Source organism: Holdemania massiliensis AP2 (assembly GCF_000327285.1).
In the GTDB taxonomy this organism is placed as follows: domain Bacteria; phylum Bacillota_I; class Bacilli_A; order Erysipelotrichales; family Erysipelotrichaceae; genus Holdemania; species Holdemania massiliensis.
On record NZ_HE998567.1, the window covers coordinates 1 to 22,728 of the forward strand.

Consider the following 22,728-nt stretch of genomic DNA (forward strand, 5'->3'; position numbering starts at 1 on the left):
GTTTCCTGATTCACTGTAGCTTTGGTTTTTGATCAGTACCGTTTATTTCTTCCATCGCGAAAGTCATCATGAAAAGTGACCAGGACAGGTTCAGGGAAAAAAGGAAAATGTTGAATTCAGGATCTCCATTTTTTTTGAGAATGAGGTGGAATTGAACGAAATGAAGAATGAAAAAAGTAAAATGGATGTCGTTTTGAATGTCTGCATGGTTTTCTTTCTCCCCCGCTTTAAATCTGTGCTATAATATTTTCCATGTGACACAGAGGAAAGGATGTGAAGAAATGAAGCTTGAATTGATAACGGAAACACCGCAGGAAACCAAAAATCTCGGTGAGAAAATGGGAAGTTTATCTGAGCCCAATATGGTATGGACCATGAGCGGAGATCTGGGCGCTGGCAAGACAACGCTGACTCAGGGAATTGCCCGCGGATTGGGAATCACCCGTACCGTCAGCAGTCCAACCTTTACGATATTAAAGATTTATCAAGGCCGCATGCCGCTGTATCATTTTGATGCCTATCGTCTGGAGGGCACGCATCAGGAGCTGGGCTTTGAAGAAATGATTGATGGTGAAGGTTTGACCGTCATTGAATGGCCGGAATATATGGAAGATCTTGAACAAACCGAACCGCTGCGGATTACGCTGCATCGTTTAGGCGAAGATCGCCGGCGAATTGTTTTGGAAACTGAGAATGAAAAATACGCGGCATTGATGGAGGCGTTAAAATGATTACATTATGTATGGATACGAGCAGTAAGTTTTTAGTGCTGGCTTTGATTCAAGAGGATGAGCTGATTGGCAAGCGCTGTCTGTCTTCTTGGAAGCGACAGTCAGAAATGATCTTTCCGCAGCTGACAGAACTGCTTGCGGAATGTGGTCTGACACCCAAGGCGATTGACCAGGTTGTTGTGACGAAAGGTCCTGGCAGCTATACTGGGGTACGAATCGCGATGACGGTGGCAAAGGTCTTGTGTTCGACAGCGAACTTGCCGCTGTATGCACTTCCAACACTGGAACTGATCGGCGCTGGTAAGACAAAGGCAGCTGTGCTGCTGGATGCCCGCAGCCAGCGGGCTTATTTTGGAATGATCGAAAACGGCCGGCTGAGCGGAAAGGAAGAAGTGCTTCCACTCAGTGAAATTCAAGGCCGCATTGACAATGCCGATGGATTGGAACTGGTCGGCGACTGTTCTTTGTTAGGGTTGGAAGATTGTTACCCGGACCTTGCGCAGGCCTTCCTGACGACTCGCTCACAATGGCAGAAAGTCGAGAACGTCCATTTATTAGTGCCGGAATATCTCAAATCGGCTGACGATTATCTGGTAAAAAAAGCATGATTCGGGAAATGACGCTGGACGATTTGGAAATTGTCTGTGAAATGGAGCTGCGCCTGTTTAGTTCGCCCTGGCCGCGGGAAAGCTATGAGTATGAGCTCAAAGAAAACCCCTATTCGCATCTGTTCGTCGCTGAGAATGAAACGGGGACGATCGTAGGCTATGCGGGTGTCTGGACGACCTTTGATCAGGCTCAGATTACAACGATTGGCGTCGATCTTCCGTATCGTCGGCAGCATTGGGCCTCGCAGCTGATGGATCACATGCTGGGGGTGGCCGCTGAACAGGGCTGCGAAGTGATTTCACTTGAAGTGCGAGTGAGCAACATTCCAGCTTTGACATGTTATAAAAAATATGGTTTTGAAATCATCAATATCCGGAAAGGCTATTATCAGGACAACCATGAGGACGCTTATTTGATGATGAAACCAATAGGAGGAAGTTTATGAAACGAAATTTAATCCTGGCGATTGAGTCCAGCTGTGATGAGACAGCCGCAGCGGTGGTTGAGGACGGCTCTAAGATCTGTTCCAATATTGTTTCTTCGCAGATTAATGTCCATAAAAAATACGGCGGGGTTGTTCCGGAAGTTGCATCACGAATCCATGTTGAAAATATTTCCGTCGTGATTGAGGAAGCTCTGTCACAGGCAGAAGTCACAATGGATGATATTCTGGCGATTGCGGTTACCCAGGGACCCGGACTGGTGGGTTCGCTGCATGTCGGTGTCCAGGCAGCCAAAACGCTGGCTTGGTATTATGATAAACCGCTGATCCCGCTGCATCATATTATCGGTCATATTTATGCGAACCGCTTTGTGGATGAGCTGCGTTTTCCAATGATCGCGCTGGTTGTCTCCGGCGGGCATACCGAACTGGTCTGGATGAAAGAGGAATGGTCGTTTGAAATTCTCGGCACAACGCAGGATGATGCGATCGGCGAAGCCTATGACAAAGTTTCCCGGGTTATGGGAACGGGTTATCCAGGCGGTCCGGTGATTGACAAAATGGCCAAGCAGGGACATCCGCATTACACATTGCCGAAGCCTAAAACAGAGAAACCACTCGATTTTTCATTCAGCGGCCTGAAATCGGCGGTGCTGCAGCTGATTGACCGGGAAGGCAAAAAAGGCGAGGAATTGAATAAAGAAGACCTGTCCTATGCTTTCCAGGAAGCTGCGCTGGATACTCTATTAAAAAAGACGATGGCCGCGGTGAAGGAATTCAAACCGAAGCAGGTTGTTCTGGCCGGCGGAGTTGCGGCCAATTCCCGGCTGCGTGAAAAAATCTCAGAAATGATTTTGGAAACCCCGGATGTGCATCTGACGATACCGCCGTTATGGTGCTGTACAGACAATGCTGCGATGATTGGAGCGGCCGGCTGGACCGCCTATACACACGGTTTAACCGGCTCGCTGGACATCGCTGCGAACCCATCCATGGAAATTGAAACAAGTTCAATTCATTAAATCATTCACAATTTAAAACAAGTGTGCTAGAATAATGCAGAAGGGGTTGATAGTATGCCAACAAAGTCAGTCCCTAAGGCTACACTGCAGCGTTATCCGATCTATCTGAAAGCTTTGCGCAAACTTAAGAATTCCGGCGTAACCCGGATCATGTCCAAGGAGCTTTCGGAATATGTGGCTATTGAGTCCACGACGATCCGCCGAGATTTCTCATTTTTAGGATCGTTAGGGAAGCAAGGCTATGGCTATGACGTTGACCGCCTGATTGAAATATTCAACGAACAGTTGGGCATGGGATTCGATGAGAAGATTATTCTTGTCGGAGCAGGCAACCTTGGGAAAGCTTTAATGAATTACAATCGCTGGAACCATGTTGTCGGCGAGATTGTATGTGCCTTTGACATCCGTCCGGAGTCTGTCGGAAAGACACCGATTCCGGTTTACCACGTCGATGAAATGAAGGATAAGATTCCGGAAGGATGCCGGATCGCGATCCTGTGTGTTTCATCCAATGTTCAGGATGCTGCAGATCGTTTGATCGAATGCGGCATTACCGGTATTGTTGATTTCTCACATGAGCATTTCCAGGTTCCTAAGGGCGTTCTGGTTAAGCCGATTGATGTCGTTTCAACGATTCAGGAACTGGTTTTTGAAACCAACAACATGAAAAAGTAGAAGGCAGCGAAAAGAGAACGATCCTCATACTGAAGCACAGCGAGCCGGGCAGGGTGAAAGCCGGAGTTCAGTCAGGGAATGCGGAACACTCTGGGAGCCGGATCGGAGAACTGACAGTAGACGATCCCGTCGGCGGCGTTAACGCACCCTGAGGCTCAGTGTTTTTTAACCTTTGAGCGAATGAGGATGGCACCACGTTGATTGACGTTCCTTAAGTGAGGAACGTTTTTTTATAAAACAAAAGGAGAAAAGTATGCTTACATTCATGACCGTCAGAGAACTCTATGAGATGGCTTGTTCCGGCAGCACAATGGAAACCGATCAAATCGAGTATGCCCAGCTGCAGGGATGGGTCAGAACTAACCGCAACAACGGCTCGATCGGCTTTATTGAGCTGAACGACGGCACCTATTTCCGCAACGCTCAGCTGGTCTATTCTTCCGATTTGGCCAATTTTCAGGATGTATCCAAATATTTGACAGGCACGGCTTTAACCGTAACCGGAAAGGTTGTGCTAACGCCGCAGGCCAAGCAGCCTTTTGAGCTGCAGGTCACAGAAGTGATTTTAGAAGGGGCCTGCGACAATTCCTATCCGCTTCAGAAAAAGCGTCATTCGTTTGAGTACCTGCGTGAAATCGGCCATCTGCGTCCGCGCAGCAACACATTCAACGCAGTATTCCGCGTCCGTTCCGTACTGGCTATGGCGATTCATGAATTCTTTCAGGATCAGGGCTTTGTTTATGTGAACGCACCGATCATTACCGGCAATGATGCCGAAGGTGCAGGTGAGGTTTTCACGGTGACTACGCGCGAGGACGGCAATTATGAAGAAGATTTCTTCGGCAAGAAAGCCAACCTCACTGTTTCCGGACAGCTGCAGGCAGAGGCGTTTGCGATGGCATTCCGCGATGTTTACACCTTCGGACCGACCTTCCGGGCTGAAAACTCCAACACGACAACGCATGCTTCGGAATTCTGGATGGTAGAACCGGAAATTGCGTTTGCGGATTTGGAAGATGATATGGATTTGATTGAAGATATGATTAAATACTGTATTCAGTATGTTATGGATAACTGTCCGGAAGAGATGAAATTCTTCAATCAGTTTATCGACAATACGCTGCTGGATCGGCTTAATCATGTTTTGAACAGCGAGTTTGTCCGGATGCCGTATACAGAAGCCATCGATCATCTGTTAAAAGCGACGAAGAAATTTGAAAATCCGGTTTCTTGGGGAATGGATCTGAATACAGAGCATGAGCGTTATTTATGTGAAGAGGTAGTCAAAGGACCGGTCTTCTTGATCGACTATCCGAAGGATATCAAAGCCTTCTACATGCGGATCAACGCGGATGGAAAAACCGTGGCGGCCTGCGATTTGTTAGTCCCTGCGGTGGGTGAGCTGGTCGGCGGCTCTCAGCGTGAGGAACGGCTGGACGTCCTGCAGAATCGAATGAAGGAAATGGGTGTCCATGAGGAAGGTCTGCAGTGGTATCTGGATCTGCGCCGGTATGGCGGATGTCAGCACGCCGGATTCGGTCTGGGCTTTGAACGCTTCATCATGTATGTCACGGGAATGCAGAACATTCGCGATGTCATTCCCTTTGCCCGAACACCGAAAAACTTGTTGTTTTAATTCATGCGTAAAACAGAAAGAGTTGAAAGTCATCTCAAGTTATGATTTTTGACTCTTTTTTATCCTTGTCTGCCGGATAACCGGAGTTCACTCTCCTGTTTCGGTCAGTTCATTGGATGTCAGTTTAAACTCCGCTCAGCGATCGCTTGTCCAAAGATAAACTCACTATTTATTAATTTAAGCATGAGCCAAACTCTATCACTAGGCCAATGAGAATAAATTCTATACAACGATATCCGTCTCTTTGAATAAAACAACGGAAGCGACATAAGAATAAAAGACAGAAACCGATCCAGAGTACAAATCTATTGCTAAAAGATGCGGACTTGTTCCGCGGCTTCAAATTTTGTGGGATAGTTTGCGGGAAGGTTGAAAAAGCGGCTTTATTGGGGCGGATACCAAAAAAACTTGAGGTTGTTCTGTAATTCTCTTATAATAGAGCGTAGGATGTGATGATATGAAAAAATATGTATTAAAAACTGATGAAAACGGCAATGAGATCACGGTTGCCGATGTCCATAAGGTACTTTTAGAGATGCTGAAAATGATCGACGGCATTTGTCAGAAATACAACATACCGTATTTCCTTAACGGCGGTAGCGCTTTAGGCGCAATTCGTCACCAGGGGTTTATTCCCTGGGATGACGATGCGGATATTGCCATGCTGTATGAAGATTACAAACGTTTTATCGTTGCTTTAAAGCAGGATCTGCCGCAGGAATACACGTTTCAGTGCTTCGATACTGACAAGCGTTATAATCCGTTGATTCCGGGGATGAAGATCCGCAAAACAGGCACTTATTTGAAAGAAGTGAATACGCTGCTGGCGAACCGCTGTACGGAATGCGACGGCATTTTTATTGATGTTTTCGTCTATGACTACTGCTCCGCAAGCAAAACGATGGATCTGCCGCTGCGGATGCTGAATCAGCTGATTATGCCGTTTATCATTTTATTTGATAACCTCGGCATGAATCCGGTATTTCTCAAGCGTTGGTTTGTATCCAATGCGCGTATGTATGGAAAACTCAATGAAGGAAGCAAGAAGATCGGATTTGATCTGACATGGACGTTTAAGAGCCCATTAAAGCCGTTTATTTTTGATTATGATGATATCTATCCTGTTCAGTATGTGCCGTTTGAGGATACGCAGCTGCCGATCGCTCATCATCCGCATGAATACTTATGCACGGCGATCGCACCGAGCTATATGACCTTGCCTCCCGAGGAGGAACAGAAGCCGAAGCATATCGTTGATATTCGGTTATAAGGAGTATTGGAAACCATGACAGTGGAACCAAGCTATGTCCCGCGCGGCTCCAAACTGCGCTGGAAATCATTCCTCCTTCTCTTTATCGCCTGCTGTCTGATCGCTTATGGCGGTCAGTGGCTGATGAATCAACGGCAGAAAAAACAAGTGGACACGTATGGGGTCTGCGGACTGAGCAATCAGAAAACACGGCAGCTGTTTGAAAGTCAGATTACAGATGAATCTCAGCTGCTGTCATTAGGCGACTATCTTTACTATGGAGAAACGCTCAATTTATATCATGAACGCTATGACCGCAACGGTCAGGATTTGTTTGCCGGCAAAACGGTCATTCTGCGCAATGTATGCAGCGGGCTGGACTTTGTCTACATGATGGAAAAAAACGCGGATGGTCAGATTCCGTTAGAAGATCTGGATGAAGGTTTTTATCAGGTTTTTATCATGCAGGATCTGAAAGAAAAACAACTGATCAGCGCTGAAAAACTGCACGATACTTTCTATACGGTCACGCGAACAACTACCAATAAAAAAATTGAGCTGATTGCAGATCAGAATCTTTTTGACAATCCGGAAGAAGAACCATTTCTGGCAAAGAACTATGTGTTTGTCCAAGTCAGCACTGAAACACAGCCGGAAGACTGGATTGATGTGATGATTGATCCCGGCGCGATGCATCGGGACAATGGATATACGGACAAAGGCGTCCATGGTCATGGGCTGCAGGCGTATGAAGAAAATTACCGAATCGCTGTAAAATTAAAAGATCAGCTTGAAAAATTAGGTCTGAAAGTGGAGTTAACCCGGGATCTGGATGAAATCGTCAACAGTTATGGCGAGGACGGCCGTTTAGAACGAGCGTATTCCAAGCATGCCCGTTATTACATTAACATTGAAATGAAAAGCGCAACCAACGTTAACCTGCGCGGAACGGATATCGTATATTCGTCTTTTTCCTCCAATCGCATGGCTTCGACGGTACTGAAATCGATTGTCGAGAATACCTCGCTCACATATGCCCGCGAAGCAACTGGATCGGCCAGCGGGACAAGTACCGGGGAAGATGGAATGGCTTATGATGGGCAGAAAATCATCCGGGAATCCGGCGGAAGAATATTGGGAGCTGGTACGTTTTCGGAAGCCTCCCGTCAGAATCAAGCCTTTGCGGCAGAGAATCGTTATGGCATGCAGGCCCTGACCATACAGTATCTGTTTTTAAGCAATGAAGCAGATGTAGCGGCTTGGCAGAATGAGCTGGATGCGATTGCGGAAGCCACAGCGGCGGGCTTAGCCAAAGCAATGCGCATCCCAACTGAGGAATAAGGAATACCGAAAGATGGAAATGGAATTTGAAGAAGGGGAGTGAAAGCATGCTCTATCAAATCAGCCGCGGAAGTAAATCCTTTGGCACGGAAACTGTCTTTGAAGATATTCAGTTTGAGATCCGCGGCACTGAAAAAATCGCAGTGGTCGGCCGCAATGGCTGTGGGAAGTCAACACTTTTAAAAATTATGACCGGTGAGCTGGAATTGGACAAGGGCGAAATTCACAGTACCTCCGGCATTCAAATCGGTTATCTGGCGCAGACAACGTTTCCGGATGAAACACGAACTGTCCGCGCGGATCTTGAACAAGTATTCGATCCGCTGCAGAGGATGAAAACACAGTTGGATGAGTTGACTGAGCGGATGGCTACGGATTACAGTGAGGCTGTGCTGGATCGGTACGCGCAGCTGGAAACGCAGTTTGAAATGGCAGGCGGATATACCTGGCAGTCAGAGCTGATGACTGTCTTTACAAAGTTCGGCTTTCAGGAAGAAATGCTGGATCGGACGATCAATACATTCTCCGGTGGTCAGAAAACACGGTTGGCGTTTGTTAAGCTGCTTTTAAGCAAACCGGATATTCTGCTGCTGGACGAACCGACAAACCATTTGGATCTTGAAACCATTGAATGGCTGGAGGGTTATTTGAAGCGGTACAGCCGGGCAGTTGTGCTGGTATCTCATGACCGGATGTTCTTAGATCATATCGCAGAAGAAGTCTATGAGCTGGAATATGGTTCAATGAAGCATTACACCGGCAACTACACAAGCTTTCAAAATCAGAAGCAGCAGGACTTAATTCGCCAGCAGCAGATGTATAACCGCCAACAGAAGGAAATTGAGCGTCTGGAAGGTTTGATTGAGCGCTTCCGCTACAAGGCGACCAAAGCCGCGATGGCACAGTCAAAGATCAAAGCACTGGAGCGCATGGAAAAGATCGATGCGCCTCAGAAAAGTGATACAAAGAGTTTTTCCGCCCATTTTGTACCGCGGTTAAAAGGCGGAAAAACAGTGCTGGAAATCAAGGATCTTAAGGTGGGTTATGATCGTCCTTTATGTGAGATTTCCCTGGAAATTTTATCCGGTCAGCGAATTGCGGTACTCGGACCGAACGGCTGCGGTAAGAGTACATTCATGAAAACGCTGGTTGGGGATCTGCCGGCTTTAGGTGGAGATTACCTGTATGGGCATCAAATAGAAACCGGCTATTTTGATCAGCAGTTAGCGCAGTTTTCTTCCGGGAAGACCGTATTGGAAGAATTGTGGGATGATTATCCAGATTTGGACCGAACGCAGATCCGCACGGTCTTGGGACGGTTCCTGTTTACCAGCGACGATGTTTTCAAGACTGTGGATGTTCTTTCCGGAGGCGAGAAAGTCAGATTGTCCTTAGCTAAATTAATGCTGCGTCAGGCCAATTTCCTGGTGCTGGATGAGCCGACCAACCATCTTGATATCGTTGGGAAGGAAGCCCTTGAAGAAGCGCTGAACGGCTATACCGGAACAATTTTATTTGTTTCGCATGACCGTTACTTCATTTCAAAAATTGCGACGGCAATCCTGCATCTTGATATGCAGGGCAATGCGGTTTATTATCCCTTTGGTTATGAGCAGTTTGATGAGGATCAGCAGCAGAAGGAAAAGGAACAGGCGCCAAAAAAAGATGTTGAAGTGCAGCGTCAGACGCCCAAGCGCAATCCCAATGCCCGTGAGGCAGCCAAGTTGGAAAAACAAATTGCAGAGAAGGAAGAACAGCTGGAAGGTCTGCGTGAAAAACGCTTTGATCCCGAATATTATCATGATTATCAGAAGATGAACGAACTGGATGAACAGATTGATGATCTGCATAATGAGATTGAACATTTAATGCAGCGCTGGGAAGAATGTTTAGAGGGATAGAAATCCGGACTTGTCCAATCCCTGTCTAAACGCTATAATAATCTTGAGGAAAAAAAGGAGAAAACATCATGTCTGAAGTAAAATTAAACCATTTAACAACAGAACGCCGTAACGAGAAAACGATGAATCTTGATACGCTTTCTACCCACGAATTATTAGAAATCATGAATGAAGAGGATCACAAGGTTCCTGAAGCGGTTCGGGAAGCGATTCCGGAAATTGAAAAAGCGGTTCAGGCGATCATCAAAGCGCTGCGCAACGGCGGACGTTTGATTTACATGGGCGCTGGAACTTCTGGCCGCTTAGGTGTTATCGATTCTGCGGAATGCATGCCGACCTTTGGTACGACTTATGAGGTTGTCGGTTTATTAGCCGGCGGTCCAGGGGCCTTCTTGACAGCGGTAGAAGGTGCTGAGGATGATGCTGAATTAGGAAAGCAGGATCTGGTCGATCAGAAACTGACAGAAAAAGACGTTGTCTGCGGAATTGCAGCCAGCGGCAGAACCCCGTATGTCATCGGCGGTTTGGATTATGCACGTTCCATTGGAGCAACAGCGGTTTCCGTTGCTTGCAACAAAGGCAGTGAAGTAGGCAAGCATGCGGATGTCGCGATTGAAGTCGATGCGGGACCGGAAGTTTTAACCGGCTCGACCCGTTTGAAATCCGGCACATGCCAGAAATTAATTCTGAACATGTTGTCAACCGCTTCCATGGTGGGCTACGGCAAGGTTTACGGCAACTTGATGGTGGATGTTAAAGCTACGAACCTGAAACTGGTTGAACGTTCAAAGCGCATCATCATGATGGCTACTGACTGTGATTATGAAACAGCGGCGAAGATGTACGAAGTTTCCGGCAACTATCCAAAGGTCGCAATTGTCATGATTCTGACAGGCTGCACTAAGGAAGAAGCGGAAGAACGGCTGAAAAACAACGAAGGATTTGTCCGTCAGGCGATTAAATAAACATGAAAAAGCTGCAGCATTTGAGGTGATTCCCTCAGGGCTGCAGCTTTCTTTATTTTTGATGCTTGCGATTCCAGGAATGATATTCAGCCAAAAGCAGTGAAGATAAAGTTTGCAGATCATAATCATCATGAAGCAACAAGGATTTAAGCGAATCACTGCTGGAATTAAACGGATATTTCATTCGCAGAGCCATAAGCGGCAGAGGATCATCAGGGGTTTCTTTCAGTTTTTCCTTGAGTCTTCGTAAATCATTTTCCATTTGCATTCTTAATTCTTCATCATTGATCATACTGCATCCCTCTTTTATTCAGCTCATTTAATTTCTTTAGGTACTTGACTTGTTTTACGATAGAGCGAGTTTCATAATACTGAATAAGCTGTTCGTAAACAAAGATCATTCCTTCAGCGTCACCTTGACACTGCAAATATTTTTCACATGCCTTTAGTTTAGCTTCTAATTCACGAGTATATTCAGGTTTTCTTTGAAGATCAATAATTGTGATGACATCATCTATAAATTTATTCTTTGGATAACCTTTACTAAATTCAATGAAACGATCTAACCCTTCATTATCTTCCATTTGTAGCAAAGCTAAGGATATTCCATAAAAAATCTCAGGAATTTGTTCCCAGCCAGGTTTTAGGCTTTTATAATAATTGATGGCTTTTTGATAATGTTTAGCTTTAATGCTATTAATTCCAGCATTACATAATATTGTATTTAGTAGTCGGTGATTCAGATTATAACTTTCTGCTAATAATCGATCATATATTTTCTCTGCTGTTTCAAAATGATTACCTAGTGTATAAACGATTGCTTCATGCATCATTGTATAAGATAATCGAGGGATATTATGCTCCGATATAAATAGATTTTGGGCATCTTTATTTAGAGATTGGGCTAAGGTTAGATGTCCTTTTTGGATCAGACATATTGAAGTGTGATAATATAAAATTTCACTAAAATAACGTATACGATATGGCAGATCTAGAAGCTCTTGAAAATGCTTCATCGCAATATCAGGATTGTGAATGTTTTTTTGAAAGATACCTAAATATAATGTATAAATATATTTGTTTTCTAAAGTTAAACAATTGGAGTATTCCTCAAGCAATTTTAGTGTTTGAGTATTTAAAGGCTTTGAGTAAGTTACGTTATAAATTAAATTTATCATTTCAAATTCAAGAAATAATAAAGAATTTGTCAATAGATCTTTATCTTTCGTTATCTCTTGGTAAAGTAGATCAGTTTTAGAATGATTACAAAAATAAATACTTAGTTTCACATCATTAAATATTGTTTTCTTTGTTTCATACCAATCACTATCTAACTCAGGTAATCGTAATTTATAATTGATAGTTTCTAGAATATCTTGAGGAATAGTGCGGTATCCTCTTTCAATTTCACTAAAGTAGGATAATGAAATCGGAAGATTCTTAATTAGCGATTCTTGTTTCCAACCTAATTCTTTTCTTCTTTTTCGTATGAGTGCAGCTTGTACAGCATTATTCAGTATTAAAGTCACAAAAAACCCTCTTTTCCTATAAATATAGCTAAAAAGCTTTATAATTTCTAAAGAATAAATGCGAAATAAGAGTAAATCCTCAGAATGACTTTGATTGAGCTAAAATGTAATCAATTCTATAATTATTACAGACAAACGTTTGTCCTGAAGAAAGGACAGAGAAGATGAAAAAGATTTTAGTTAGTCTGATGTTGATTTTACCATTGATGGTTGCTGCACCTACAGCACCAATTATGGCTACATATGGACTTAGTGCATTTGGAGAAAACTAAATAGATCTAACTAAGGGCCCTTAGTTTTTAATTTCTATTTCTTCGTTTTAAATCTTGTTTACTCTGTTAGTTAATTTTCTTCTATTCAATTTCAGTTATTTTATCACTTCCAATAACCCATTTTTCCACATTATACCAAAAATGTTCATTTTAATAAACGGTCAAAATAGTTGATTGCTAGCCTTATATGTAAAAATTACGATCGTTATAATAAAATCAACGAAGATAGAAGAGGTTAGCTATGCGTGAAAATGAACATTTTATTGATTTAAATTACGCTGTATATCTGCGAATCAAAGAAATTCAAAATACGTTCAATATCAAAAGTACCAGCAAACTGGCTGAAATGGCAGGTGTAAATAAATCAACGATTAGTATGCTGAAGACAAAGCGTGAGAAAACAGTAACCTTGCAGACTATCCGTCTGATCTGCGATGCAGTAGGTATTACGCTGGCTGAATTCTTTAATTCACCTTTGTTTCCAAATGATCAAGAGAAACGGTTGATCGAGGGATAATTCCTTCGATTTTTTCATATGCTGAATTGAAAGAGGGATGGAAACATGGATGAAATGATGGAACTGATGCATCAATTATTATTGGGTAATGGAATATTAATTGCTGGCTGTGTTTATGTTTGTGCAGAATTGCTCAAAACATTATTGCCGCGAATGAACAGCACCTGGATTCCTTTGATCGGGGCTCTCATGGGTGTCTTGCTAGGATTGATCATCCCTGATTTTTCAGTGGGACAGGGAATGCTGGTGAAGGCGATCAGCGGTCTGTGCTTAGGTTGGGCAGCGACCGGTGCTTTTGAATCTGTGAAATGCATAAAAAGCCGTCAGCGCAGCTAATTGGATAGATTGTATAGAGAGAGGATCGCGGATGCTCTCTTTTTCTTTGCTAAATTCAATGAAAGCAAGATTTCTTTTTATCGGAAATATAAACTTAAGGTGAGAATAGGCATTATCGCTAATTTCACTGTGATTATAAAAGCAAATTATTCATCAGGTTTGTAACGGACGCAAAAGACAGAGCTGGTAAACTATGGTACAATAATACAGAAGAAGTGCGAACAGCCGCTTTGTGATAGGAATTTAAAGGAGATTAATATATGAGTGAAAACCAGCCGGAAAAGGCTTTATTTCAAATGATCGCTGAGGCATTGACGCCCGAGGGGACACTGCCGAAGGATTTTTCGCTGCCGAAAGAAAAGGTGCAGAACAAGCTGATCTTCGCCGACGGGGCGATGGATGGTATTAAATTATATCATACCCAGCCGAAGACCGTAGATATCGAACCAGTCTGTCAGGCGCTGCTGCTCATCAGCCAAGGGCAGGAAGAAACGGGAAAGCTGCAGCTGGCTGCAGCCTTGGAACAGCACAGTGTCATTGAAGTCATTGATGCTCTGCACAAATGGATCTATGAGAATCATGATCAGCTGGATCCGGGAAAGTTATCCGGGTTTGCAATCCGCAGTATCATGACTTCGGCCAATCCGGAACTCGTTAAGCTGGGATTGGCAATTATGGAGCTGCTCAATACCGATAAACAGGAAGCACTGAAAAAAGTGATTCGGGCGCTTGCCTTATGCAATGAGTTTACGCTGTACTGTCTGTTCATCATGCGCAGCTGGACCCGCGGCAATGATGAGATTTTTGATTTGATGCAGAAGGTTCACGGCTGGGGCAGAATTCACTGCGTTAACCAGATTGATCCGGCGAATCGGCTGATTAAGAAGTGGCTGCTGGATCATGGCTGTGAGAACAGTGTTGCTCCGGCATATTCGGCGCTGACCGCCGCAAAAAAGTGTGATTTGATCGAACAAATTCAGCGTGAAGATCTGTCGGCGGAAGATTGGTCAGGCATCACTTTGATGATGGACGGCTTGATGGCAGAAGGTCCGGTTGCCGGAATTTCTGAAATTGAGGATCGTGAAACTTTATTTGCCGGTTATCTATCACAAACAGAACATTTTCCGATGTCTTTGGCTACGGTTCAGAATTTGATCGCCATAGCTCAGTATATTGACGGCGAACAGGTTAAAATGCCGGAGATTAAAAAACAATGTTTGGAGCTTTTGAAGTCATCAGCTTGTTATGTGACCGTCAGCGCGGCAATGGAACAGGGAAAAGGGTTCGAGGAAGCATTGAAGCTGAGTATTCCGTATGAAGAAAAGGCAATGACCTGGCTGAAGCAGAATCCAGTTGAGCACTGCATGGCAGCTCGTCTGTTGATGGCGTCGGAAAATGCCTGTGACGAGATTCTGGCGCTGTATGCAGACTGTTTTCCATTAGATACGATGGCCAGCGGCCCATCCGATGTTCTAGGTTTAGGTAAGGATTATCAGGATTATCATGCCCTGGCAGCTGTACTGCAGTCACTGAAGCTGTACCCGGGTAAAGGTGTCGAGTTTATCCGCTGCGCTTTGCTGTGTCCGGTTATCAGCTGCCGGACTTATGCACTGGATACTCTTGAAAGCTGGGTAAAATTAGCGCAGACCTCACTTAAGGGAATTGCCCCTGAATTGTTGATCGTCTTGGAACAGGCATCTGAGCTGGAAGTCAAAGAAGAACTGAAAACGCGGATACTGACACTTAAACAATCCGCTTAATAGGAAATAGTAGTTGATTGGCAGCATTGGTCTTTGGGTAAAAAGCGCAAACCGATAAATCGGAATTTGTATGAGAGGAGGTATTGATAATGAACGGAAAAGATGTACGTATCGGTGTGAGTCTGCTGGTCGGTGACATAGAAAATATGGTTCGATTTTATAGAGATACACTAGGCTTTCGAACTCAATGGAGTAGTGGACCTTTTGCGGATTTTGAAACTGCAAGTGGAGAACTATCGTTATTTATGTATAGCAGGAAAGAATTTGTAAAAGCAATAGGAGAAGACTATGTACCTCCAAAGGGTATCAATCAGACATTTGAAATCGCCCTTTGGCTATCCAATTTTGCTGAAGTAGATTTGGAGTATGAGCGTCTGTCAAAGTTGGGTGTGCAGTTTCCTACGGGAGAACCCATCACTTATCCTTTCGGTATCCGCAATTTTTATGTAGCTGACCCAGAGGGGAATTTGCTTGAAATTGGAAGTACAAGTGAAACCTAGGCTAGAAACTCTGCAAATCCCAGTTTTTCGGGCTGATTTAAGTCGTGTTATGGGTAAATGGATTAGAAAAATGACGTATACAATAGCGGTAAATTTTGTTTGAGTGCATACACATCACACAAAATACTTATTGATCCTAGTTTTTTATAAAGCGTCCTAACAAGTACAGGCAAAGACATCTTGATTTCATTCAGCTAGCTGCTTTTGCAGAAAAAGGATGAAAAAGAAAGAAAAGTCTAAAATTTAAAAAATCCAGTCTCGGAAGCATTGCTGAGTGCTTCTTAGCTGGATTTTTTTATTCTGTCTGAACTCAAAGATTATTCTTTAGGTTATTTGCACTTAGCGTTTTTGATCAGCTTTGATCAGCTCGCGAAGCGCTTCAATCGCGGCCCGGATAGGCGCTTCGGTGTCATGATGCTGAATGTTTTCTAAACCGGCTTTCTCCCGCTGCTGATTGGCTACGGTCAAGAAAACAGAACCGACCCGGCAGCGCAGATAACCGCCGACAATAAATAAGGCAGCTGATTCCATTTCGCTGGCTAAGCAGCCCATCCGAACCCAGGCATCCCATTTGCGCAGCAGTTCTTCATGGTTAGGCAATTCTTCCGGTTTGTGCTGACCATAAAAGGCATCCTTGCATTGGACAACGCCGACATGATAAGGCAGGCTGAGCTTTTCTGCACTGTGAGCCAGAGCGTTGACGATCTGAAAATCAGCAACAGCAGGGTATTCAATCGGCGCATATTCTTTGCTTGTCCCTTCAAAACGGACAGCTCCGGTAGCGATCACCAGATCGCCGCCTTTTACATCCAGATCCATGCCGCCGCAGGTACCCACGCGGATGAAGGTGTCTGCACCGCAGACATGCAGTTCTTCCATCGCAATCGAAGCCGATGCTCCGCCGATTCCGGTTGAGGTGACACTGACCTTTACCCCGTCCAGTTCGCCGGTATAGGTAACAAACTCGCGTGAATCTGCAATTAATACTGGATTGTCGAAGTGGGCTGCGATCTTAGCACAGCGTTTCGGATCACCCGGCAGCAAAACATAACGGCCGACCTCGCCTTTCGCAACACCAATGTGGTACTGTCTGCCTGAGCCTTCTGTATAATCAATCATACTTGTTCCTCCTTTGTAAAGGGCTTTCATCACTTATAATGTACCACACCTCAGATATCAAAAAAAGCGACATTTGTCGCTTTTTGAGTCTTTTATCCGATTAGTTGTTGGCCGGGTTAAGATCGTTGTTTACGACCAGGTCAACGGCTTTCCAGCTGCCCGAGCTGCGCGTCAGGACAATTTGATAACCACAGTGATAAGTACGGTTTCCATAGGTATTGCTCAATACGGTATAATCGAAAATCACTTTGCCAACTAAGTCGTCATCATCGATCTGGATCAGATCGATGACCTCTGCGTTTTCAAATTTAACACCGGCATGACTAGTATACCATTGGTTGTCCATGGTACGGATTTTAGTGGCAAATTCGCTGCCGGTCAAAAAGTAACCAGTTAATGTTCCTAAGCCACCGTCGCCGGTTGCATACCGCGCTGCAGCTTCAGCGATGGCAATCATCGTCTTCTCACCTGCGTTTTTGACTTCACCGGTAGCTTCGCTGCCAACATAGAAACGTTCTTCATAGGCGTCTTTAACTACTTTGTAGCCATCGGCTGAGATTTCCGGCTCCGACATCAATTCGCTGATTTCATAACGCGTCACGGAAGGCGCGGCAGAGCTGGTCTTATAGCGATCAAAGGTGCCGGCTGGAACCTGTGTTTCTTTTACATAATCGCTGCCTAATACAATGCCATTGACTTTCACCTGAGCGGCTGCCGGGGCATCAATCAGATAGCTTAGATTGCCGGAACTCTGCATGACCGTTTCTACCTGCCAGGCATCGTTCTCTTTGCGCAGATTCAGCGTCGAAACCTTTTTGCCGTCAGAATAGACACCGTAGGTACCTTCATGACCTTCAGCCGTTTTATCATCCTTGACATAGCTGAGATCCTGGAAGTCAACATTTCCGTAGATCGTATTCATCGTCGCATTGAAGTCGGCTTCGCTGCTTAAGCTGCCGGTTCGTGTCTGAAACTGTTCATATAATTCCGAGTAATCCTGTTTTTCGATTTTCTTCATGTAAGCTTCCAAAGCGGCGTTAGGCGTTGTTTTTTCATAAGCGCTCATCTTGGCATTGACTAAGGTGAGTACACCGGCGGAAGCGCCGATTACAATCACCAGGATCAGCCCGATCATGGCCATGGCTGTTCCGGTTGGAATTCCTTGTTTTTTACTCATAGCAATTTCTCCTATTTCACGATAAAGGCGGTTGGCACGCGGCGGTCGCCTTTAATCGATACGGTGGTATTCAGTGTTTCGCCATCATAAACCATGACAGTAGAATTACCGCCGTCCAGATTGGCGGCGTTAACAGCATCATACTGCTGCATGATGTCAATGATATCCTGATAGGTTGATCCAAAGCTGCTCGGCTGGCGGCCATCCAGAACCATCAGCAGAAAGGCACCGTCATAACGCTGTCCAATGACTGTGCGCGGATTAAGTCCCGGATGCCGTCCGGTTTCAAAGACGACGTCCCAGTTCTTAATGAAGACGGGACCAAAGGTAACCGCATCGCGGATATCATAATCCAGCGCCTGCTGGGCAGTCATATCACCAACGACTAACTGGTTGGCATTGTTGATGCCGATAACCGGTGTAAATTCGTTAGGTCTGCCGCTGATTAGCTTTCCATCATGAATGACAATACCATAAGCTGTCCCGCCGTTGCCGTTGCCGCCGGCATCTTCAAAGCCCCCGGCATTGATTCCAGCAATCGCGTTGTTATCTTGAATGTACTTTTCAACGGAATACCCCGGTGCTCCGGAATCCATATTCGGATTGCAGGCAACGAAGACGCGTGAAGGATCGTGAACGATCATCAGTTTACCTTCAAAAGTAGTTCCCTTCAGATCAATAATTTCAATGGCGTCCTTATCCGCACTTTCTGAAGCAGTTGGTTTATCCTCTTCATCTGCCAGCTGCGGATTGCGGATCGCTTCCAGCTCAGCCTGGGAATAGAACAGCCCAGCGGCTTTATACTGCAGACTGCCTTCCTCCATGGTTTCCAGCAAATGCTGCGTATACGCTTTGTAAGGTCCGCGATAGATCGAATTGAGCGCTAAAGTTCCGGTTATCCCAGCACCGGCTAAGACCATGACCAGGATGATACCGCTCAGCGCTCCGGCGGAGATCCCGGATTTTTTCGCTTTTCTTTTTTTAGTCATTTGTTTCATGTATGAAGTTTGATCTTCATACGACTCCTTTCTTTTGTTCGTGTTCAGCCACAGCATAATTATATCGGCAACCGCGCCAGAAAACAATGCGTGCGCAGACGAAATAAATGAAGACTTCATGACGAAAAGAAATGAAGAGGAGAGCGTTGAGAAGTACCTGTTAAAAAATACTGAAAAAACAAAAAGAAAGAAATGATCTTGAAAGAAGTGGTTAGGAAAGAAAAATAAACAAGTCAGTAAAGATGAAAATTTTTCTGCATAAATTCTGCATAAATTCTTTAAAGCACAAAAAAAGCCTTTTGTTAAAGGCTTTCACGTTATAGTGGCAGGGGTGGAGAGAATCGAACTCCCATCAAAGGTTTTGGAGACCTCTGTTCTACCATTGAACCACACCCCTAAAATTGGTGACCCGTACGAGATTCGAACTCGTGAATGACGCCGTGAAAGGGCGCTGTGTTAAGCCACTTCACCAACGGGCCAATTTTTTCGATTGCTTTGTAATAATAGCATAAACTTTTTCTGATTTCAACAAAAAAGTAAAAAAAGAAAGCAGAACAGAATCGGAACAAGAGATGACTTACCGAATTTCCTATAATGCAGCGGATAAATCTGTTTGGAAATCGGATGCCCCTATTCAATAGGCTGCTAAGAACAGCCTTCTTCTGTCGATGAGTTCTGAGCGAAGGCCGGTTTTCATTTCTTTTTTTTAAATTTCAATTCAGCTTTCCTCCTGCTTTTCTTAAACACTTTATTTCTTTTGGTATTTTTGTCTGCTGGAAGTCGCTAATACTGGTTTACTTTTCAGATCAAATATCTTAAAATTTACGTGTATCTAAAATGAGAAGGAGATTAATTATGAAAATTTCATCGCTACAATCTGCTAGATATGAGTATTCACCGAAACTCCCAGGTATGTTACGGCATGGTATTGCCAATATCGGAGTTCAGGAAGGGGAAGAAACTCAGAGCGCAGCCGATCAGGAAGTAATCAAACGCTTATTTCCGAACACATACGGCAAAAAGGAAATCACATTCGTACAGGGTGAGAACACGGCAGAAGCCAAGAAGCAAGTGGTCGGCGTCATTCTTTCCGGCGGTCAGGCACCTGGCGGACATAACGTCATCTGCGGTTTATATGATGCTTTAAAGGCAGCGAATACGGAAAACGTTCTTTATGGCTTTAAAAACGGTCCGATCGGTTTGATTGAAGATGATTATTTGATTTTCGATGATGCTTACATCAATCAGTTCCGCAATACCGGCGGTTTTGATATCATCGGTTCCGGAAGAACAAAACTGGAAACCAATGAACAGTTTGCAATTGTTGCGGATGTCTGCAAAAAGCACGGAATTACGGCCATTGTCATCATCGGCGGAGATGATTCCAATACCAATGCAGCGGTTTTGGCGGAATACTTTGCGGCGCATGATACCGGTGTTCAGGTGATTGGGTGCCCGAAAACCATTGACGGCGATTTGAAGAATGAAGATATTGAATGCTCATTCGGCTTTGATACTGCGACCAAGACGTACAGCGAGATTATCGGAAACATTGAAAGAGATGCGAATTCAGCGAAGAAATACTGGCATTTCATTAAGGTCATGGGCCGTTCCGCTTCGCATGTTGCTTTGGAATGCGCACTTGAAACTCAGCCGAATATCTGCCTGATCTCAGAAGAAGTTTCGGCTAAGAAAATGTCGCTTTCCCAGATTGCGGATTACATTGCGGATTCTGTTGAAAAGCGTGCGGCGAAGGGAATGAACTTCGGTGTCGCGATCATTCCGGAAGGCGTTGTTGAATTTGTACCGGAATTCTCAGCGTTAATTCAGGAAATCAACGAACTGCTTGCAGGAAGCAAAGCGGATGCATTCAATGCGCTTGCGACTTGGAGTGAGAAGTATGCGTTCATCGAAAAGGGACTGACTAAAGAATCGATGAGTGTCTTTGCGATTCTTCCGGAAAACATTCAGCAGCAGCTGTTCCTGGAACGCGATCCGCACGGTAACGTTCAGGTTTCACTGATCGAATCTGAAAAATTATTCTCGGCCTTGGTCAAGGATAAATTAGATGAGAGAAAGAAAGCTGGAACCTACAAGGGAAAATTCAGCGCCCTGCATCATTTCTTAGGTTATGAAGGAAGATGTGCATTCCCGTCGAACTTTGATTCAGATTACTGTTATTCATTAGGCTATAACGCGTTCATGCTGATCCAGTATGGCTATAACGGTTATCTGTCAAAAATCTCCAACCTGTCCAATCCGGCCAGCGAATGGACAGCTGGCGGCATGCCGATTACTAAGATGATGAACATCGAAAGAAGACATGGTGAAGACAAGCCGGTTATTAAAAAGGCGCTTGTTGAACTGGATGGCAAGCCGTTCAAATTCTTTGAAGCCCACCGTGAAGAATGGGCGGTAGAAACAAGCTTTGTTTATCCGGGCGCAATCCAGTATTACGGACCAGCGGAAGTCTGCGATATCACAACGAAGACGTTGGCACTGGAGCACGAATAATTCATCAGAATAAACGTTTGATCAGTTGTACTGTGACTCTTGCGTAGGATTGATAAAAAGAAATTGCCAGATTGGATCATAACGATTCCTTTCCGGCAATTTTTTTATTTGCTAATTTTAGCTGAACAAGCGCAGACAGGAAGCTGCTGATATGCGTCCAGGATCAAAGCGAGATTCTCTGCTACAGGTCGGCCGCCGTCAAGATAAAGGACACGGCAGGGCAGACTGGCAGCCCACTCCAGATGCCGGCTGCGGCAGGGAGATCCGTCTGTTTCATAACGATCTGAATCCGCCAGAAAACGTTGATGAGAATCAAACATGTCGCCGCCGGGCAGAATCCGTTCTCCAAAAGCTTCCCATTCCCGCTGGTGCAGCCGCTGACGGCGAAGCTCAGCGTCGGCATCAACGTGAACGGCTAAGTCAAACAGCGGTACAAAGGGGGCGTTGAAGCTGTCCATGGAACCGGCCATGACAAAATGATCGAATTGAGAAATATCATGCATCAAACGTTCGGCTTTTTCCTGACGGGAATACATGCGTGTAAAAGGAATGGGCGTGTCTTTGCGCCAAAGATAATCATCGATATCAAAATAAGGATAACCTAATTCCTGAGCTAGTTTTCGGCCTAAGGTTGTTTTTCCGGAACCGGAAGAACCGAATAAAATAATTCCGCGTGTCATTCTATATCCCTCCCTGATGATGCATTATGGACTTTTATTCTATCATAAAAGCCGCGGCCAGAATAACATAAGTAAAGAATTCCTGTTGTTCTCGTTTTTAGCGATAGAACCTGGTAGAATGATTATAAATAGAAGCTTGATCGCCGGATGCTGTAAACTTTGCTGCTTAAAGGGTTAATGCAATTAACCGGTAAATCAAACGGATTAGGAGAATAGGATGCTTATTTTGGATGTACTGCGCAGCTGCTTGCTGGCAGGGGTGGTATTGGGGCTGGTTCCCGTTGAATGGTGGTCGTTTAAAGGCCGTAAACAGGCAAAGTTTACTCTGTATTTTGGTTTGATCCGGCCGAAGAAAACAAGGCAGGCTGCGTTCATGATTGGAATCTACGGCCTGATCTGGGGGATCACTCATCTGCCGTATCTTACGCAGTATACCCAGCCCTCGGCCAGTCTGTATGCTAGAATGGGAAGTACGGCAATCTTTCCGATTTTGATCATCAGTTTCGTACAGACCGGATTTTTGGAAGAATTTCTATTTCGGGGCTTTCTGAACAAGCGGCTGGTTTGTCGTTTCGGCGTTTATCGAGGTGTTCTCCTTTAGGGTGTTATAATTCAATGGCGAAAACCCATAGGCTTGCCTATAGGATGAAAGCCACTTTTTTACTTGGTTTCAACATAGAAAAGATATATAATATCCCGAGTTTGACAGTTAATAAGCATCAAAGCACCGGAAAGCCTTTAAATAAAGGAATTTC

At 44.6% G+C, this 22,728-nt stretch carries 22 protein-coding genes and 2 tRNA genes; 16 read left to right on the forward strand and 8 right to left on the reverse strand.

The genetic code is table 11. The features are described from left to right. Positions 1–281 precede the first annotated feature (281 nt). The 10 genes from tsaE (at position 282) to murQ (ending at position 10,571) form a co-directional block, all read left to right on the forward strand. Positions 282–731, forward strand: a complete 450-nt coding sequence (gene tsaE / locus BN162_RS00005) for a tRNA (adenosine(37)-N6)-threonylcarbamoyltransferase complex ATPase subunit type 1 TsaE (protein WP_020222996.1) — start codon at positions 282–284, stop codon at positions 729–731. Continuing rightward, positions 728–1,339: a tRNA (adenosine(37)-N6)-threonylcarbamoyltransferase complex dimerization subunit type 1 TsaB gene (gene tsaB, locus BN162_RS00010; RefSeq protein WP_020222997.1), complete on the forward strand. Its 612-nt coding sequence runs from the start codon at positions 728–730 to the stop codon at positions 1,337–1,339. The genes tsaE and tsaB overlap by 4 nt, the downstream gene beginning before the upstream one ends. Further along, positions 1,336–1,785, forward strand: coding sequence for a ribosomal protein S18-alanine N-acetyltransferase (gene rimI / locus BN162_RS00015; protein ID WP_020222998.1), 450 nt, complete (start codon positions 1,336–1,338; stop codon positions 1,783–1,785). The genes tsaB and rimI overlap by 4 nt, the downstream gene beginning before the upstream one ends. Continuing rightward, positions 1,782–2,804, forward strand: coding sequence for a tRNA (adenosine(37)-N6)-threonylcarbamoyltransferase complex transferase subunit TsaD (gene tsaD, locus BN162_RS00020; RefSeq protein ID WP_020222999.1), 1,023 nt, complete (start codon positions 1,782–1,784; stop codon positions 2,802–2,804). The genes rimI and tsaD overlap by 4 nt, the downstream gene beginning before the upstream one ends. Before the next feature lie 54 nt (positions 2,805–2,858). Next, positions 2,859–3,479 carry a redox-sensing transcriptional repressor Rex gene (locus BN162_RS00025; RefSeq protein ID WP_006060166.1) on the forward strand — a complete coding sequence of 207 codons (621 nt, stop codon included), beginning with the start codon at positions 2,859–2,861 and terminating at the stop codon, positions 3,477–3,479. A 253-nt stretch (positions 3,480–3,732) separates the two neighbouring features. Next, entirely contained in the window at positions 3,733–5,115 is a 1,383-nt protein-coding gene (gene asnS / locus BN162_RS00030; RefSeq protein ID WP_020223000.1) for an asparagine--tRNA ligase, read from the forward strand. A gap of 457 nt (positions 5,116–5,572) precedes the next feature. Then, on the forward strand, positions 5,573–6,385 hold the full coding sequence (locus tag BN162_RS00035; protein WP_020223001.1) for a LicD family protein: 813 nt from the start codon (positions 5,573–5,575) through the stop codon (positions 6,383–6,385). Positions 6,386–6,400: 15 nt separating this feature from the next. Beyond that, the gene (locus tag BN162_RS00040; RefSeq protein WP_020223002.1) at positions 6,401–7,705 is read left to right on the forward strand and encodes an N-acetylmuramoyl-L-alanine amidase; all 1,305 of its coding nucleotides are present in this window, start codon (positions 6,401–6,403) and stop codon (positions 7,703–7,705) included. Between the two features lie 47 nt (positions 7,706–7,752). Continuing rightward, positions 7,753–9,606 (forward strand): ribosomal protection-like ABC-F family protein, encoded by a 1,854-nt coding sequence (gene abc-f / locus BN162_RS00045; protein ID WP_020223003.1) that lies wholly within the window; start codon positions 7,753–7,755, stop codon positions 9,604–9,606. A gap of 68 nt (positions 9,607–9,674) precedes the next feature. Beyond that, positions 9,675–10,571, forward strand: a complete 897-nt coding sequence (gene murQ / locus BN162_RS00050; RefSeq protein WP_020223004.1) for an N-acetylmuramic acid 6-phosphate etherase — start codon at positions 9,675–9,677, stop codon at positions 10,569–10,571. Between the two features lie 52 nt (positions 10,572–10,623). Here murQ and BN162_RS00055 read toward each other — a convergent pair whose 3' ends face one another. Next, a complete protein-coding gene (locus BN162_RS00055) occupies positions 10,624–10,863 on the reverse strand; it encodes a hypothetical protein (protein WP_020223005.1) in 240 nt (79 codons plus the stop codon). Next, positions 10,853–12,100 carry a helix-turn-helix domain-containing protein gene (locus tag BN162_RS00060; RefSeq protein ID WP_020223006.1) on the reverse strand — a complete coding sequence of 416 codons (1,248 nt, stop codon included), beginning with the start codon at positions 12,098–12,100 and terminating at the stop codon, positions 10,853–10,855. The genes BN162_RS00055 and BN162_RS00060 overlap by 11 nt, the downstream gene beginning before the upstream one ends. Before the next feature lie 513 nt (positions 12,101–12,613). Here BN162_RS00060 and BN162_RS00065 point away from each other — a divergent pair. The 4 genes from BN162_RS00065 (at position 12,614) to BN162_RS00080 (ending at position 15,485) form a co-directional block, all read left to right on the forward strand. Continuing rightward, the gene (locus tag BN162_RS00065) at positions 12,614–12,889 is read left to right on the forward strand and encodes a helix-turn-helix domain-containing protein (RefSeq protein ID WP_020223007.1); all 276 of its coding nucleotides are present in this window, start codon (positions 12,614–12,616) and stop codon (positions 12,887–12,889) included. 45 nt (positions 12,890–12,934) lie between these two features. After that, positions 12,935–13,225 carry a hypothetical protein gene (locus BN162_RS00070; RefSeq protein ID WP_020223008.1) on the forward strand — a complete coding sequence of 97 codons (291 nt, stop codon included), beginning with the start codon at positions 12,935–12,937 and terminating at the stop codon, positions 13,223–13,225. Between the two features lie 260 nt (positions 13,226–13,485). Next, on the forward strand, positions 13,486–14,985 hold the full coding sequence (locus BN162_RS00075; RefSeq protein ID WP_020223009.1) for a hypothetical protein: 1,500 nt from the start codon (positions 13,486–13,488) through the stop codon (positions 14,983–14,985). An 89-nt stretch (positions 14,986–15,074) separates the two neighbouring features. Continuing rightward, the gene (locus BN162_RS00080; protein ID WP_020223010.1) at positions 15,075–15,485 is read left to right on the forward strand and encodes a VOC family protein; all 411 of its coding nucleotides are present in this window, start codon (positions 15,075–15,077) and stop codon (positions 15,483–15,485) included. 339 nt (positions 15,486–15,824) lie between these two features. Here BN162_RS00080 and udp read toward each other — a convergent pair whose 3' ends face one another. The 5 genes from udp to BN162_RS00105 all read right to left on the reverse strand — a co-directional run bounded on the left by udp (position 15,825) and on the right by BN162_RS00105 (position 19,258). Further along, on the reverse strand, positions 15,825–16,604 hold the full coding sequence (udp, locus tag BN162_RS00085) for a uridine phosphorylase (RefSeq protein ID WP_020223011.1): 780 nt from the start codon (positions 16,602–16,604) through the stop codon (positions 15,825–15,827). Between the two features lie 100 nt (positions 16,605–16,704). Beyond that, positions 16,705–17,781 (reverse strand): NTF2-like N-terminal transpeptidase domain-containing protein, encoded by a 1,077-nt coding sequence (locus tag BN162_RS00090; RefSeq protein ID WP_020223012.1) that lies wholly within the window; start codon positions 17,779–17,781, stop codon positions 16,705–16,707. Positions 17,782–17,792: 11 nt separating this feature from the next. Continuing rightward, positions 17,793–18,770, reverse strand: coding sequence for a phosphodiester glycosidase family protein (locus BN162_RS00095; RefSeq protein WP_020223013.1), 978 nt, complete (start codon positions 18,768–18,770; stop codon positions 17,793–17,795). 332 nt (positions 18,771–19,102) lie between these two features. Continuing rightward, positions 19,103–19,176: transfer RNA gene (locus tag BN162_RS00100), tRNA-Trp, on the reverse strand. 5 nt (positions 19,177–19,181) lie between these two features. Continuing rightward, positions 19,182–19,258 (reverse strand) — tRNA-Glu (locus BN162_RS00105). A gap of 376 nt (positions 19,259–19,634) precedes the next feature. On the opposite strand from BN162_RS00105, the gene BN162_RS00110 reads away from it, so the two are divergent. Continuing rightward, on the forward strand, positions 19,635–21,293 hold the full coding sequence (locus BN162_RS00110) for a diphosphate--fructose-6-phosphate 1-phosphotransferase (RefSeq protein ID WP_040451094.1): 1,659 nt from the start codon (positions 19,635–19,637) through the stop codon (positions 21,291–21,293). A 104-nt stretch (positions 21,294–21,397) separates the two neighbouring features. Here the strand turns inward: BN162_RS00110 and BN162_RS00115 are convergent, their stop codons facing one another. Continuing rightward, a complete protein-coding gene (locus tag BN162_RS00115) occupies positions 21,398–21,973 on the reverse strand; it encodes an AAA family ATPase (RefSeq protein WP_020223015.1) in 576 nt (191 codons plus the stop codon). Between the two features lie 217 nt (positions 21,974–22,190). Between BN162_RS00115 and BN162_RS00120 the strand changes: the two genes are divergently transcribed. Beyond that, a complete protein-coding gene (locus tag BN162_RS00120; protein WP_020223016.1) occupies positions 22,191–22,574 on the forward strand; it encodes a hypothetical protein in 384 nt (127 codons plus the stop codon). Positions 22,575–22,728: the final 154 nt, after the last annotated feature.

What these genes read in the sequence shown, in the direction of transcription:
- tsaE (WP_020222996.1), top strand. Translation starts at nt 282, where the DNA reads ATGAAGCTTGAATTGATAACGGAAACACCGCAGGAAACCAAAAATCTC.
- tsaB (WP_020222997.1), top strand. Translation starts at nt 728, where the DNA reads ATGATTACATTATGTATGGATACGAGCAGTAAGTTTTTAGTGCTGGCT.
- rimI (WP_020222998.1), top strand. Translation starts at nt 1,336, where the DNA reads ATGATTCGGGAAATGACGCTGGACGATTTGGAAATTGTCTGTGAAATG.
- tsaD (WP_020222999.1), top strand. Translation starts at nt 1,782, where the DNA reads ATGAAACGAAATTTAATCCTGGCGATTGAGTCCAGCTGTGATGAGACA.
- BN162_RS00025 (WP_006060166.1), top strand. Translation starts at nt 2,859, where the DNA reads ATGCCAACAAAGTCAGTCCCTAAGGCTACACTGCAGCGTTATCCGATC.
- asnS (WP_020223000.1), top strand. Translation starts at nt 3,733, where the DNA reads ATGCTTACATTCATGACCGTCAGAGAACTCTATGAGATGGCTTGTTCC.
- BN162_RS00035 (WP_020223001.1), top strand. Translation starts at nt 5,573, where the DNA reads ATGAAAAAATATGTATTAAAAACTGATGAAAACGGCAATGAGATCACG.
- BN162_RS00040 (WP_020223002.1), top strand. Translation starts at nt 6,401, where the DNA reads ATGACAGTGGAACCAAGCTATGTCCCGCGCGGCTCCAAACTGCGCTGG.
- abc-f (WP_020223003.1), top strand. Translation starts at nt 7,753, where the DNA reads ATGCTCTATCAAATCAGCCGCGGAAGTAAATCCTTTGGCACGGAAACT.
- murQ (WP_020223004.1), top strand. Translation starts at nt 9,675, where the DNA reads ATGTCTGAAGTAAAATTAAACCATTTAACAACAGAACGCCGTAACGAG.
- BN162_RS00055 (WP_020223005.1), bottom strand. Translation starts at nt 10,863, where the DNA reads ATGATCAATGATGAAGAATTAAGAATGCAAATGGAAAATGATTTACGA.
- BN162_RS00065 (WP_020223007.1), top strand. Translation starts at nt 12,614, where the DNA reads ATGCGTGAAAATGAACATTTTATTGATTTAAATTACGCTGTATATCTG.
- BN162_RS00070 (WP_020223008.1), top strand. Translation starts at nt 12,935, where the DNA reads ATGGATGAAATGATGGAACTGATGCATCAATTATTATTGGGTAATGGA.
- BN162_RS00075 (WP_020223009.1), top strand. Translation starts at nt 13,486, where the DNA reads ATGAGTGAAAACCAGCCGGAAAAGGCTTTATTTCAAATGATCGCTGAG.
- BN162_RS00080 (WP_020223010.1), top strand. Translation starts at nt 15,075, where the DNA reads ATGAACGGAAAAGATGTACGTATCGGTGTGAGTCTGCTGGTCGGTGAC.
- udp (WP_020223011.1), bottom strand. Translation starts at nt 16,604, where the DNA reads ATGATTGATTATACAGAAGGCTCAGGCAGACAGTACCACATTGGTGTT.
- BN162_RS00090 (WP_020223012.1), bottom strand. Translation starts at nt 17,781, where the DNA reads ATGAGTAAAAAACAAGGAATTCCAACCGGAACAGCCATGGCCATGATC.
- BN162_RS00095 (WP_020223013.1), bottom strand. Translation starts at nt 18,770, where the DNA reads ATGACTAAAAAAAGAAAAGCGAAAAAATCCGGGATCTCCGCCGGAGCG.
- BN162_RS00110 (WP_040451094.1), top strand. Translation starts at nt 19,635, where the DNA reads ATGAAAATTTCATCGCTACAATCTGCTAGATATGAGTATTCACCGAAA.
- BN162_RS00115 (WP_020223015.1), bottom strand. Translation starts at nt 21,973, where the DNA reads ATGACACGCGGAATTATTTTATTCGGTTCTTCCGGTTCCGGAAAAACA.
- BN162_RS00120 (WP_020223016.1), top strand. Translation starts at nt 22,191, where the DNA reads ATGCTTATTTTGGATGTACTGCGCAGCTGCTTGCTGGCAGGGGTGGTA.